This is a genomic window from Phyllobacterium sp. YR620, assembly GCF_900104165.1.
GTDB lineage: Bacteria > Pseudomonadota > Alphaproteobacteria > Rhizobiales > Rhizobiaceae > Phyllobacterium > Phyllobacterium pellucidum.
The window spans coordinates 525,824-539,384 of the sequence record NZ_FNJP01000002.1 but is presented as its reverse complement, the minus strand read 5'-3'; the positions used below and the strand labels follow the sequence as shown (position 1 = coordinate 539,384).

The following is a 13,561-nucleotide window of genomic DNA, read 5'->3' as shown; positions in this document are numbered from 1 at the left end:
TTCCCGCTGCGAAACGGCCAATATTGGCGAATTGAAGGTGTCTCCTGCTTACGCTTCGCGCATGAGTTGCAACAACGCGCCTTCATCCGGCTTCGATGCGGGGTAAACCCGCCCCTGCTTCCAGTCCGCCAACACGTCGGCAATTCGTTGCGATAGGCAGAATATTGCTGTGTTATCAAAGTTTTGAACCAGCTCTGGCCGACTCGCTAAAGCTGCAAATAGTTCGGCACCCCAACGCGAATAGATCAAACACGAGTCTATACGCTTCTGTGCAAAAAAATCGTGCAAAAATTCAGTTGTATAACTGACTGAAACCGTATCGTAGGTGAGACTGCAGCGGAAATGGATTGCGGATTTGCGAAGGCTCTGTTCAAAATCAGGCGAGCGGACTTTACCGGTCAGGTAGAGGAGGCATCCGCCGGAGGGCAGTTCCTCGATCACGATTTGAGCGAGCGTCGCTCCGTCGCCGTCGCCTGTCGTCACCGTTTCAAAACCCCGCGCTCGCGCGGCGGCGGCTGTCGCTTCGCCGACGACGAAACACGGCACTTTGAGGAGCGGGCGCAGCAGTTCGTCGGAGGCTTCACGCAATGCGCTGGCGCTCGTCACGGCGACGGCGCAAAACTTCACTTTTGGCCTCGACGCGTCGAGAGGAACGATTTTTGTGAGCGGCAATACGAGCGGCAGGAACCCGCTGCACAGCAGGCGCTCGGAGGTTCTGGTCGCTCCGGGCTGGGGCCGCGTGACCAGAACCGTCTTCATCAAAGCCAATCCGTGAAGAAGTGCGCGCCAGCCCGGGCGCGCACGCGCTGGGCCGCGTCTCGGCCAATCTCGGCGGCATCAGCCAGGGCACCCTCGCCCGACACCTCGTGTGCCTCACTGCCGTCGGGCAAAAGGATCATGCCGTGGAAGGAGAGCCTGTCTCCAGAAACGGTGGCAAGGCCGGCGATCGGCGTGCGGCAGGAACCGTCAAGCGCTCCAAGAAATGCGCGCTCGCAGGCAAGCGCTGTCGATGTCGGGAGGTGATTCAACGGCGCGAGCAGGCTATCCACGCGTTCATCACCGATACGGCTTTCCACCGTGATCGCGCCCTGGCCGGGGGCTGGCGGAAAGGCTCTCACATCCATAAGTTCGGTCACGACTTCACCCAATCCGAGCCGCCGCAAGCCCGCATAGGCAAGGAATGTTGCATCCACCTCGCCATCCGCAAGCTTGCGCAAGCGGGTTTCCACATTGCCGCGGAAATTGATGACCTTAAGGTCCGGACGCACGCGCCGGATGAGGGCCTGGCGGCGCAGCGATGCTGAGCCGACGACCGCGCCCTGCGGCAATTCGAGGAGGGTCTTCACCGAACGCCCGATGAACGCGTCGCGCGGGTCTTCACGCTCAAGGAAAATCGACAGATGCAGCCCTTCAGGCAGGAACGTCGGCATGTCTTTCGAGGAGTGGACAGCAAGATCGATGCGGCCGTCGGCAAGCTGCTCTTCGATCTCAAGCGTAAAGAGGCCTTTGCCGCCGACTTCGGCCAGCGGACGATCCTGAATCCGGTCGCCGGAGGTAGAAATAACGACGATCTCGATGTCGTCTTCACGCATTCCGTGGTGCTGCATCAGCCTGCTGCGCGTCTCACGGGCTTGTGCGAGCGCGAGCGCGCTCCCACGTGTACCGATCTTGAGCGTTTTTGTTTGCATTGGCTGCTGTCCGTGTTACGCGATCTCAAATAGAAACGTCTGCCTAGCGAAGTTTTATTCGACCGGCAATGCGGCGAAGGATATCAGGTTTATCTATGCGTGTTCTGGGAATTGAGACAAGTTGTGACGAAACGGCCGCCGCCATCGTCGAGCGCGACGCGGACGGCCGCGGCCGCATCCTGTCGAATGTCGTTCTCAGCCAGATTGACGACCACGCACCCTATGGCGGCGTTGTGCCCGAGATCGCTGCGCGCGCCCATGTCGAAGTCCTCGACCGCTTGATCGGCCAGGCGCTGCATGAAGCGCAGATGTCGCTCGATGATATCGATGCCGTCGCCGCTACCGCAGGGCCCGGCCTGATCGGCGGATTGATCGTTGGCTTGATGACCGGCAAGGCTATCGCCATGGCCGGACGCAAGCCGTTTTACGCGATCAACCATCTGGAAGGCCATGCGCTAACCCCCCGGCTCACGGACCAGATCGACTTTCCCTACCTGCTGCTGCTCGTCTCCGGCGGACATACGCAAATGGTGCTGGTCAAGGGCCTCGGCGACTATGAGCGGCTCGGCACGACCATCGATGACGCGCTTGGCGAAGCCTTCGACAAGACGGCCAAACTCCTTGGGCTTGCCTACCCAGGCGGACCGGAGGTGGAAAAAGCGGCCCGCCTTGGCGATCCGGCGCGTTTCCTCCTGCCGCGCCCGCTCAAGGGTGAGGAACGGCTCGATTTCTCGTTTTCGGGGCTCAAGACCGCCGTACGCCAACTCGCCACATCGCTTCAGCCGTTGTCACAGATGGACGTCAACGACATTTGCGCCGCCTTTCAGAGTGCAGTAGCGGACACGCTCGATGATCGCGTTGCGCGCTCGCTTGCCCTGTTCCGCCGCCGCTTTCCGGATGTTGCCGCGCCCGCCCTTGTCGTTGCCGGCGGCGTTGCCGCCAACAAGATTATCCGCGATGGCCTGCAGCGACTTTGCGCCGAGCACGGCTTTCGCTTTATTGCGCCGCCCATGGCGCTTTGCACCGATAACGCCGCGATGATCGCCTGGGCTGGAGCCGAGCGGGCGAAACAGAATGCCGCCGACCCGCTCGACATCGCGCCGCGGTCGCGCTGGCCACTCGATCTGCGGTCTGCGCCGTTGATCGGTGCAGGGCGGCGAGGCGCCAAGGCATGACTTCGGGCGTCAATATCGCGGTCTTGGGTGGCGGGGCCTGGGGGACGGCCCTTGCCACGATGACAGCCGGCAATGGCATGAATGTCCGGCTATATGCTCGAGATGCGGCGACAGTCGACGCGATCAATATCGACCATCGCAACGAACGCTACCTTCCGGGGATCAGCCTTCATCCGGCACTGAGAGCGAGCACCGATGCCGCTTCGGTTCTGGCAAACAGCGATTTCATTCTGTGTGTTGTTCCAGCACAGGCGCTGTCTGCCGCCATTGATGAATTCAAGGACAGCATTCCGTCCGGCGTACCGTTTGTGATCTGCGCCAAGGGCATCGAGCGGACGAGCGGCCTCCTCATGTCGGAAGTCGTTGCAAGAGCTTTGCCCGGCCAAACGATCGCCGCGCTGTCCGGCCCAAGCTTTGCCAGCGATGTGGCGAAGGGGCTGCCGACGGCGGTAACCGTCGCCGGAGCCGACCAGGCCATCGCAGATCGTATTGCGTCGACGCTCTCTGGCCCGACTTTCCGCTGCTATTCGACCGATGACCTGATAGGGGTGGAGATCGGTGGCGCGCTCAAGAATGTCCTCGCAATTGCAGCAGGGGCGGCGGTGGGGCGCGGCTATGGGGCAAGCGCGCAGGCAGCTCTCGTGACACGTGGATTCGTCGAACTGCGCCGGATCGGCCAGGCACTCGGCGCCAGGCCGGAGACGATCATGGGCTTGTCCGGTCTCGGCGATCTCATGCTGACCTGCTCGACCCCGCAATCGCGCAACTATTCCTACGGGCTTGCGCTCGGACGCGGCGAAGATCTGTCGGCGAGACCCCTGGCGGAAGGCGTCGCAACGGCCGCCATCGCAGCCGAACTTGCCATGAAACACGGTATCGAAGCGCCGATCATCGCCGCCGTGGCGCGGATACTCGATCGTCACATCACTATAGACGAAGCCATGGAAGCGCTGCTTTCCCGGCCGTTGAAGACCGAAGACTAGGCTGCTGGCCTGATGAGAATGGGAGACATGAATGCTTTACGCACTGCTTTGCAACGACAAGCCCGATCACCTGCAGGTGCGGCTCGATACGCGCGCCACGCATCTCGACTATCTGGCGGGCCTTGGCGACCGGCTGAAATTTGCTGGTCCCTTCCTCGGCGATGACGCCAAGCCGAATGGCAGCCTCGTTGTGATTGAGGTAGGGGATCTTGCTGCAGCAAAGGATATTGCGGCCAACGATCCTTACGCCAAGGCGGGCCTTTTCGCCTCGGTCGACATTCGCCCATGGAACTGGGCCATCAAAAATCCGGCAAACAGTTAAGCGAGGTCCAATATGGCATTCTGGCTGTTCAAATCCGAACCTGACGCCTGGTCCTGGGAAAAGCAGAAGGCTGCCGGCGCCAAGGGTACCGAATGGACGGGCGTGCGCAACTATCAGGCCCGTAACAACATGCGGGCGATGCAGATCGGCGACAAGGGTTTCTTCTACCACTCGAACGAAGGCCTCGATATTGTCGGCATCGTCGAAGTCTGCGCGCTCGCCCATCATGATTCGAGTACGGACGACCCACGTTGGGAATGCGTCGATATTCGCGCCGTCAAGGACGTGCCGAATCCGGTCTCGCTTAAGGACGTCAAGGCGAGCCCGAAGCTCGCCAAGATGGCCCTTGTCACCTCGATGCGGCTGTCGGTTCAGCCGGTCATGCCCGACGAATGGGTCGAAGTCTGCCGCATGGGCGGCCTGACGCCCGCACCGGAATGACCGCTGCGGAGGCGCCTGTTCTCGAGCCCGGAAGCGATCGATTCCGCCGATTTGTGCTGAACAACACAGCACTGCAATCGCCGCCGCATGTTCCCGAGATCAAGCTACATCTCGCCGATGAGGCGCATGATCTCTGGCACAGGACCGAAGAGGAACTCGCGACGCTCGGCCTTCCCCCGCCCTTCTGGGCTTTTGCATGGGCTGGCGGCCAAGGAGTGGCGCGCTATGTGCTCGACCAGCCGGCGAGCGTAAGGGACAAGAACATCCTCGATTTCGCTTCGGGTTCCGGGCTTGTCGGCATTGCGGCGGCGCTAGCCGGCGCCCGGCATGTGGTTGCCTGCGACATTGATCCGTTCGCGTTGCCGGCTATCGCAATCAATGCGGCTGCCAACGGCGTTTCCCTGGAAGCTCGGGGAGACGACCTGATCGGCAGCGACGGCGGCTGGGACGTTGTCCTCGCCGGCGATGTCTTTTACGACAAGGCGTTTGCGGATCAATTGATGCCCTGGTTTACCAGTCTGGCTTCGCGCGGCGCTGAGGTCATCGTCGGCGATCCCGGCCGTTCCTATTTCCCGAAGAACCTGCTGCATGAGCTTGCCGTCTACACCGTGCCGGTGACGCGCGTCCTCGAAGATGCCGAGGTGAAGCGCACCACCGTCTGGCGCTTTGCGTAGCCTTTACCGCCGCACGCGAATAACCGTCTGATCGGAAAGGTGCGGCAAGAGCCTGTCCATGTCGCCGCGACTCAAAGCGATGCAGCCTTGCGTCGGCGTATAGCCCGGCCGCGCCAGGTGAAAGAAAATAGCGCTGCCCTTGTCCCGCCGCCGCGGCCGGATATTCCAGTCCATGACGATACACACATCATAGAGGTCGTCCTCGCGCCACATGGTCTCGTGACTTGCGCCATAGGGAATACGCACATGCCGGTTGTAGTTGCGGTCGTTGCCGACTTCGCACCACCCGTCATTCTGGCGCAGGGCGCGCAGCTTAAGGCCACCGCCGCCGCCCTGAACGCGCTTGTCCGGGCGCTTGTAGCCATAGAGCAATCGCATCTGCGCCAAGGGCGTCCCGCCATCGCCCTCCCGCTTGAAAGCTGTGATTCCCCCGCGTCCGAGCGCACAGCGCAGCACCATTCCGCCGGCGATGAGTTGCCCCTGCGTGGCATGCCCGGGGCGGGGGCGTACATCGATGACCAGCAACCGCTTTCGACTCATGATTGCCTCATAAAAAGCCTTTTTGTGTCAGACTGATGCGCCTCACAGGCAATATCAAGTCGATCCCCTTTCTTTCCTCCGTAATTCGACTTAAATTCCAATCACTTCTTTGCACTTGCGGGAGATCTGATGACAGCGCGTACTATACTGATCGTTGACGATGATGCGGATCTGAGAGCCATACTGGTCGAGCAACTCGGGCTCTACGAGGAGTTCCAGATCATCGAGGAAGACAACGCGACCAAGGGCGTACAGGCTGCACGGAACGGCGTCGTCGATTTGCTGATCATGGATGTCGGTTTGCCCGACATGGATGGACGCGAAGCGATCAAGCTTCTGCGCAAGGGCGGCTTCAAGGCGCCGGTGATCATGCTGACCGGGCACGACACTGATTCCGACACGATTCTCGGGCTCGAATCGGGCGCCAACGACTATGTGACCAAGCCGTTTCGCTTCGCCGTGCTTCTGGCTCGCATACGGGCCCAATTGCGCCAGCATGAGCAGAGCGAGGACGCTACGTTCGTCGTCGGGCCATATACGTTCAAGCCGGGACAGAAGATGCTCATCGATGCCAAGGGCGGCAAGATCCGGCTGACGGAAAAGGAGGTTGCGATCATCAAGTACCTCTACCGCGCCGGGGGGAAGGTCATTACACGCGATGTGCTTCTCGAAGAAGTTTGGGGCTACAATTCCGGCGTTACCACCCATACGCTTGAAACGCATGTCTACAGATTGCGCCAGAAAATCGAGCACGATCCTTCGAATTCAACCATACTCGTCACGGAAAGCGGGGGATACAAGCTCATTCCTTGATGCCGGTGGGGCCAATCTAGGTATATGTCTGTTCATGCATGGCAATTGAAGATGATATCCGCATACTGGAGACGGTGGGGCTGTTCGAGACGTTTACGCGCGACCAGTTGCGACTGCTTGCCTTCGGCACGGAACGTCTTGTCCTCAGAGAGGGCCGCGAACTCTACCGCGAAGGTCAGTCTGCCGATTGCGCATATGTCATCGACCGCGGCGAAATCTCGCTTTTTCGCGAGGGCACGACCGGGCGCGTCATCCTGAAAACGGTCGGACCCGGGGCCGTGCTTGGCGAAATGGCGATCATTGCTCAGACGAAGCGGCTGACAAGCGCTATGGCCGAAGCGGAGACAGAAGTTATCCGCCTCAACCGGTCCCTGTTCCGGCGCATTCTCGAGGAATATCCGGAGATCGCCGCCGCGCTGCACGACAAGATCGCGTCAGATATCAGCGAGTTGATCGACGCGATTACACAATACGAGCACCTGTTCCAGGAGCGTTAGAGTATCCGTATCAATCCAGATTGAAGCGGGCGATGACCGGGACGTGGTCGGACGGTCGGTCCCATCCGCGTGCTTCGCGCAGAACCGTGATATCCTTCAGGTCATTTTCGAGGTCTGGTGATCCCCAGATATGGTCGAGACGCCGACCGCGATCCGCCGCTTCCCAGTCCATCGCGCGATAGCTCCACCACGTGTAGATTTTCTCGTGTGGCGGAATGTGATGGCGCATGAGGTCGCTCCAGCCGCCATCCTTGCGCAAGGTTTCCAGGCCTTCGGTTTCGATGGGTGTGTGGCTGACTACCTTCAACAATTGCTTGTGCGACCAGACGTCGGTCTCCAGCGGCGCTATGTTGAGATCACCGACCAGCAGGGAGGCATGGCCGTCGCCATAGACGGCGTTCATCGCCTTCATTTCGTCGAGGAAGCCGAGCTTGTGCTTGAACTTCGGGTTGATCACGGGGTCCGGCTCGTCGCCGCCTGCAGGCACGTAGAAATTATGAATACGCAGACGCTTGGTTCCTGCGGTAACGACTGTGCTTAGATGCCGGCAGTCGGCGATATCGCAGAAGCCAACCCGTGCCGGCTCCGTCAGCGGCCGGCGCGACAGTGTCGCAACACCGTGATATCCCTTCTGGCCGCTGATCTCGATATGGCCATAACCTGCCGCGTGCAGCGCCTCGCGCGGAAACAGATCGTCCGGACACTTGGTCTCCTGCAGGCACAGAACGTCCGGCTGGTAGTCGCGCAGAAACTGCAGGACGAGCGGCAGGCGCAGGCGAACGGAATTGATGTTCCAGGTGGCAACGGAAAAGGGCATGAACACTCGCGGAAAGGCATGGGAGGCGCAGCAAAGGTGCTGCGCGGTCATGCCAAAAGATCAACCAGAGTTCAAGCCGCCGGTGACTACTTCTTCATCGCAATGCGTGTGTAGTCGATCTTGAACATGTCGTCAGCGAAACGCACGCCGGTGCGCACATTGGTGATCATGACCGTGGTGTCGAGACCCTGCGCATCGGTGATGGTCCACTGACGCAGATCCGAGGTCTTCGGATCGAACATCATGGTGATTGTGGAGTTGCCGAAGATCGATTTGTCGCCAAGGACAATGGTCGTCATGTCGGGCTCTTCCTTGACCGACTTTACCTTACCGCCGGAGAGGTCGATCGAATCGCTAAGTAGCAGCTTCAGCGGCGTCTTCGACAGCGGGTAAAGATCCCAGGTGTCGAGCTTGCGGTTGTTGATCACCACCGACTGTCCATCGGAAATGACGCGGATGGGTGAAGGCTTGTTGTAATTGAAACGAATCTTGCCCGGACGCTCGATGTAGAAGGTGCCTTCCGTCTGGTCGCCGCGCGGGCCGAACTGGACGAAACTGCCGGTCAGGGTCTTAACACCCGAGAACTTGTTGGCGATTTCCTGGGCAGCACTGACGCCTCCGGGCGCAGCTTGTGCCAGCGCCGGCGTTGCAATAGCCACTACTCCGGCAACAAATGCGGTACCGACCATCGAGGCGACCGCGGACGCTCTCATAAGCGAGCCAATTGCGCGAAACGGTGCGGTCGTCATCATGGTCATATCTCCTGTCGTCGTCGAACGGTATCTAGAAACCCAGTTTGGCTTCACTGTGGCTAAGAAACGGCACAAACCCGTTTCCGTTCCTCAATGTGGTCCAGCAAGAACGTTACGTAACCGCCCTGCCCCTTACAGATAGGAACTCACCGGGCAGCATTCCATAACGCCGCAAATTCTTGGTGTTACGGCACGCGCCTGGCATCACGTTCCTAGAACTCGTCATCCTGTGTCGGCACGAGAATCTCGCGCTTTCCAGCATGGTTCGCCGGGCCGACCAGACCCTCTTGCTCCATGCGCTCGATAATGGAGGCGGCACGGTTGTAGCCAATACCGAGCCTGCGCTGAATATAGCTCGTTGACGCCTTCTTGTCGCGCAGGACGACGGCGACCGCCTGATCGTAGGGATCGTCCGAATCTTCGAGATTGCTCGTTCCGGCCGGACCAGCACCTTCGTCCTCGTCATCCTCTTCGGTAATCGAATCGAGATACTCCGGCACACCCTGCAGCTTCAGATGCTGGACGATCTTCTCTACTTCGTCGTCGCCGACGAACGGGCCGTGCACGCGCTGGATGCGGCCACCGCCGGCCATGTAGAGCATGTCGCCCATGCCGAGCAGTTGCTCGCCGCCCTGCTCGCCAAGGATCGTGCGGCTATCGATCTTCGACGTGACCTGGAAGGAGATGCGGGTCGGGAAGTTTGCCTTGATCGTGCCGGTGATGACGTCGACAGAAGGGCGCTGCGTTGCCATGATCACATGGATGCCCGCAGCGCGCGCCATCTGCGCGAGGCGCTGGACCGCTCCCTCGATATCCTTGCCGGCGACCATCATCAGATCGGCCATTTCGTCGATGATGACGACGATATAGGGCATGGGCTTCAGGTCGAGCTCCTCCGTCTCATAGACGGCCTCGCCGGTCGCCCGGTCGAAGCCGGTCTGGACCGTCCGGGCGATGCGCTCGCCCTTCTTCTGTGCCTGTTCGACGCGCTGGTTGAAGCCGTCGATGTTGCGCACGCCCACCTTCGACATCTTGCGGTAGCGGTCTTCCATCTCCTTGACCGTCCACTTCAACGCGACGACCGCTTTCTTCGGATCGGTGACAACGGGCGTCAAAAGATGCGGGATGCCATCATAAATCGACAGCTCCAGCATCTTCGGGTCGATCATGATGAGACGGCATTGCTCCGGCGTCATGCGATAGAGCAGCGACAGGATCATCGTATTGATGGCGACAGATTTGCCTGAGCCCGTCGTGCCGGCGACGAGAAGGTGCGGCATCTTCGCAAGGTCGGCAATGACTGCCTCGCCATTGATGGTCTTTCCGAGTGCAAGCGCGAGCTTGGTCTTCGTCTGTTCGAAATCCCGGCTCGCCAGCAATTCCCTGAGATAAACCATCTCGCGTGTCTGATTCGGCAATTCAATGCCGATGGCATTGCGGCCAGGAACTACCGCGACGCGCGCGGCGATGGCGCTCATCGAGCGGGCAATATCGTCGGCAAGTGTGATGACCCGCGACGACTTGATGCCGGGTGCGGGCTCAAGCTCATAGAGCGTGACGACTGGGCCGGGGCGAACGTGGATAATCTCGCCGCGCACGCCGAAATCCTCCAGCACGCCCTCGAGCAGCCGCGCATTTTGCTCGAGTGCTTCCTTCGAGAGGCTCGGATTGCGGACGACATTCTTCGGCTCGCTGAGGAAATGCAGGGACGGCATCTCGAAGTCATCCGACTTTATCAGCGAGGCCTGCGCTTCACGTTGAACACGCGCACCAGCCTTCGGTGCAGGCGCTGGGGTATCGATTCGCGCCGTCACCGGCCGTGCCGGAGCAGACCGTGCCGGGGCGGCCTGCGGCGCCCAGTCGTCATCATCTTCGTCGTCATCACTGAATGCTACTGGATCAAATCGCGCCGAGCGTGCGTCGAAATCGTCGTTTCCGATGTCGATCGAAGGAGCCTGTATGCGCGGCGCCGCATCGCCAAAGCCGGGCTCACGGCGGACGCCGTTTGTACCAGCCTTTTGCTTGCTGCCTCCAACGTCGTCGAGGAAGTCATCGGCCCGCTGGCGTGCGCGCAGATTGCCTGCGCCGCTATGGCCGGTCAGCCGTCGGAACAGCGCCTTTGCGCTTAGGAACCAGTGGGTCAAGGCGCCAAGGGCAAGCAGACCACCGCCTTCGCGATCGTCTTCATCCTCGTCCTCGTAATCATAATCGTCTTCGTCGGCGACGTGGCGCGTCGATTTCTTGGCGACCGGCGGCTCGCTGTCGCGATAGATAATGCCACTTGCAAAAGCGAACACCCAGAGGCTGGGCAATACGAGCACGGCAACGACGATCATTGCCAACCCGCCCCGGGGGAACGTGCCGATGAAAATTGCCGGTATCTTGAGCACCATATCGCCGAAGACGCCGCCGAGGCCTATCGGCATGGGCCAGCTTGAGGGTATGGCGAAGCAACCGGCCATCGCCGCTGCCATCAGGGAGGCGCAGAACCAGGCGGCGGCGCGCTTGGGCATACGGTCGATGCTGCGGCCAGTGACGAGAAAGCCGCCCCAGAAGAGCGCCGGCATCAAAGCCACCACCATGGAAAGGCCGAAGAACTGCATGCCGAGATCGGCGAACACCGCTCCCGGATAGCCCAGCGCATTGTGGACCGGATTGGACGTCGCGTGACTGAAACTCGGATCGAGGACATTCCATGTCGCGAGGCTTCCGACGGCGAAGGCCACGAAGCCAAACAGCGCCAGCCCCCAAAGCAGGAGAATCTGCCGCCGGAATATGGTGGTCAACCCGTGCCGTTCGCCATCGATGGCATAAGAGGCTGAATATCCTTGACGCATGAATGCTTGCCCCGCGTGAATGCATGCCCAGCGGCTGAGCCCCAGCCGCAGATTTGATTCTCACGTTAAGATGCCGATGGTTAAGGGGGCATTAACCATGGGAAGCAGTGGGCCAAATTTGCTTCTACTGGCATTGTGACAAGTTTGACCCAAAACAAAATGGGCCCGGAATTTCCGGGCCCATCACACTCATTTGTCAGTACGGCAATGTGCGCTTCTGCCGATTACATATGGTAGGCGGCTTCACCATGCGAGGTAAGGTCGAGACCTTCGCGCTCGGACTCAGGCGATGCACGCAGACCGATGACCAGATCGACGATCTTGTAAAGGATCGCACTGCCGATGCCTGACCACAGCAGCGTCACGAGAACGCCCTTGAACTGTGCCCAGAGCTGGGTTGCTGTGCCGGCATAGGAAGCGGCAAAGTCGGCGGTCGAATAATCGACGATGCCAGCGCCACCAAGAGCCGGGTTGACAAGGATACCGGTTCCAAGCGCGCCGATGATGCCGCCGACGCAGTGGATGCCGAAGACGTCGAGGCTGTCATCATAGTCGAACTTGTTCTTCACCACGGCTACGAAGAAGTAGCAGACCAACGTGACGAAGGCACCGAGGACGATCGCACCCATCGGGCCGACGAAGCCAGCGGCGGGCGTTACCGCAACGAGACCGGCAACTGCACCCGAAGCTGCACCGAGCATCGAGGCCTTGCCGCGCAGCCAACCTTCGAGGATGATCCACATGACCGCAGCTGCGGCCGTGGCGACGAAGGTGTTGATCATGGCAAGACCGGCATAGGCATTGGCTTCAAGATTGGAGCCGGCATTGAAACCGAACCAGCCCACCCACAGCAGCGAGGCGCCGATCATGGTCATCGTCATCGAGTGCGGTGCCATGATGTCCTTCTTGTACCCGGCACGCTTGCCGATCATCAGGGCGCCCACAAGACCGGCAATGCCGGCATTGATGTGAACGACGGTACCACCGGCGAAGTCGATTGCGCCGAAGCCGAAGATCAGGCCGGATGGGTCGGAATAGGCGCTCGGGCCACCCCAGAACCAGACCATGTGCGCAATCGGGAAGTAAACGAACGTTACCCAAAGGATGACGAAGAGGATCACAGCCGAGAACTTGACGCGTTCTGCAAAGGCACCGACGATCAGCGCCGGCGTGATGCAGGCAAAGGTCATCTGGAAGCAGACATAGACCAGCTCGGGAATGGCGACGCCTTTGGAGAAGGTTTCCGACATCGTGGTCACGTCGACGCCGGAAAGAAACGCCTTGGAAAAGCCGCCGACAAAGGCATTACCGGGGGTGAAGGCAAGGCTGTAGCCGTAGAACACCCAGATCAGCATGACGACCGCTGTGATCGTGAACACCTGCATGAGTACCGACAGCATGTTCTTGGCGCGGACGAGACCACCATAGAACAGGGCAAGGCCGGGAATGGTCATGAGCAGCACAAGGACGGTCGAGATCATCATCCAGGTGGTGTCGCCCTTGTCGACCGTCATGGCCGGCGCTGCAGCCGGAGCGGCTTCCTGGGCGAAGGCGGCGATCGCGCCGAACGCTGAAAGCGCCAGCGACCCCAGAAGGGTAGTGCGCGCCGCAGATTTCAAACTTGGCAGAATTGTCATTATTATCTCCTTGAACCCCTAAATCACAGCGCGTCGGTATTGGTTTCGCCGGTGCGGATACGAACAGCCTGTTCGATGCTGAGGACGAATATCTTGCCGTCACCGATCTGGCCGGTCTTGGCGGCCGTGGTGATGGCTTCAACCGCGGTGTCGACGAGCTCTGACGCGACTGCGATTTCGATCTTCAGCTTGGGAAGAAAGCTGACCGCATATTCGGCCCCGCGATAAATTTCGGTGTGCCCCTTCTGGCGGCCATATCCCTTCACTTCGGTGACGGTCAGGCCCTGGATGCCGACAGCGGTGAGGGCTTCACGCACCTCATCCAGCTTGAACGGCTTGATGATAGCCATCACAATTTTCATTCAACTACCCCTGCGCTAGCGCG

General features: G+C 60.2%; 14 protein-coding genes and 1 pseudogene. 7 read left to right on the top strand and 8 right to left on the bottom strand.

Annotated features, from left to right (window positions below):
* Positions 1-48 precede the first annotated feature (48 nt).
* Positions 49-759, bottom strand: coding sequence for a uroporphyrinogen-III synthase (locus BLR72_RS09410; RefSeq protein ID WP_091947669.1), 711 nt, complete (start codon positions 757-759; stop codon positions 49-51).
* On the bottom strand, positions 759-1,688 hold the full coding sequence (hemC, locus tag BLR72_RS09405; protein ID WP_091947668.1) for a hydroxymethylbilane synthase: 930 nt from the start codon (positions 1,686-1,688) through the stop codon (positions 759-761). Before hemC ends, BLR72_RS09410 begins: the two co-directional genes overlap by 1 nt.
* A 95-nt stretch (positions 1,689-1,783) precedes the next feature.
* Here hemC and tsaD point away from each other — a divergent pair, with 95 nt between their 5' ends.
* From tsaD to BLR72_RS09380, 5 genes are read left to right on the top strand one after another with little or no spacing between them, the layout of a single operon-like run.
* Complete coding sequence (tsaD, locus tag BLR72_RS09400) at positions 1,784-2,863, top strand: tRNA (adenosine(37)-N6)-threonylcarbamoyltransferase complex transferase subunit TsaD (RefSeq protein ID WP_091947665.1); 1,080 nt, start codon at positions 1,784-1,786, stop codon at positions 2,861-2,863.
* Positions 2,860-3,846 (top strand): NAD(P)H-dependent glycerol-3-phosphate dehydrogenase, encoded by a 987-nt coding sequence (locus BLR72_RS09395; RefSeq protein ID WP_091947662.1) that lies wholly within the window; start codon positions 2,860-2,862, stop codon positions 3,844-3,846. The genes tsaD and BLR72_RS09395 overlap by 4 nt, the downstream gene beginning before the upstream one ends.
* Before the next feature lie 31 nt (positions 3,847-3,877).
* Positions 3,878-4,168, top strand: a complete 291-nt coding sequence (locus BLR72_RS09390) for a YciI-like protein (RefSeq protein ID WP_091947658.1) — start codon at positions 3,878-3,880, stop codon at positions 4,166-4,168.
* 12 nt (positions 4,169-4,180) lie between these two features.
* A complete protein-coding gene (locus BLR72_RS09385; protein ID WP_091947655.1) occupies positions 4,181-4,609 on the top strand; it encodes an EVE domain-containing protein in 429 nt (142 codons plus the stop codon).
* Positions 4,606-5,283, top strand: a complete 678-nt coding sequence (locus BLR72_RS09380) for a class I SAM-dependent methyltransferase (protein WP_244506665.1) — start codon at positions 4,606-4,608, stop codon at positions 5,281-5,283. The genes BLR72_RS09385 and BLR72_RS09380 overlap by 4 nt, the downstream gene beginning before the upstream one ends.
* Positions 5,284-5,286: 3 nt before the next feature.
* Here the strand turns inward: BLR72_RS09380 and BLR72_RS09375 are convergent, their stop codons facing one another.
* Complete coding sequence (locus tag BLR72_RS09375) at positions 5,287-5,823, bottom strand: L,D-transpeptidase family protein (protein ID WP_091947649.1); 537 nt, start codon at positions 5,821-5,823, stop codon at positions 5,287-5,289.
* A gap of 129 nt (positions 5,824-5,952) precedes the next feature.
* On the opposite strand from BLR72_RS09375, the gene BLR72_RS09370 reads away from it, so the two are divergent.
* Positions 5,953-6,636, top strand: coding sequence for a response regulator transcription factor (locus BLR72_RS09370; protein ID WP_027231022.1), 684 nt, complete (start codon positions 5,953-5,955; stop codon positions 6,634-6,636).
* Between the two features lie 38 nt (positions 6,637-6,674).
* On the top strand, positions 6,675-7,133 hold the full coding sequence (locus BLR72_RS09365) for a cyclic nucleotide-binding domain-containing protein (RefSeq protein WP_027231021.1): 459 nt from the start codon (positions 6,675-6,677) through the stop codon (positions 7,131-7,133).
* Between the two features lie 10 nt (positions 7,134-7,143).
* On the opposite strand, the gene BLR72_RS09360 is transcribed toward BLR72_RS09365, so the two are convergent.
* From BLR72_RS09360 to BLR72_RS09340, 5 genes and pseudogenes are all read right to left on the bottom strand, one after another.
* Positions 7,144-7,950 carry an exodeoxyribonuclease III gene (locus BLR72_RS09360; protein ID WP_091948605.1) on the bottom strand — a complete coding sequence of 269 codons (807 nt, stop codon included), beginning with the start codon at positions 7,948-7,950 and terminating at the stop codon, positions 7,144-7,146.
* Between the two features lie 86 nt (positions 7,951-8,036).
* Positions 8,037-8,591, bottom strand: a pseudogene (locus BLR72_RS09355) (outer membrane lipoprotein carrier protein LolA); the annotation flags it as partial.
* A 323-nt stretch (positions 8,592-8,914) separates the two neighbouring features.
* A complete protein-coding gene (locus BLR72_RS09350) occupies positions 8,915-11,539 on the bottom strand; it encodes a DNA translocase FtsK (protein WP_091947643.1) in 2,625 nt (874 codons plus the stop codon).
* Positions 11,540-11,763: 224 nt separating this feature from the next.
* On the bottom strand, positions 11,764-13,176 hold the full coding sequence (locus BLR72_RS09345; protein ID WP_027231017.1) for an ammonium transporter: 1,413 nt from the start codon (positions 13,174-13,176) through the stop codon (positions 11,764-11,766).
* Positions 13,177-13,199: 23 nt separating this feature from the next.
* On the bottom strand, positions 13,200-13,538 hold the full coding sequence (locus BLR72_RS09340) for a P-II family nitrogen regulator (protein WP_027231016.1): 339 nt from the start codon (positions 13,536-13,538) through the stop codon (positions 13,200-13,202).
* Between the last annotated feature and the right edge of the window lie 23 nt (positions 13,539-13,561).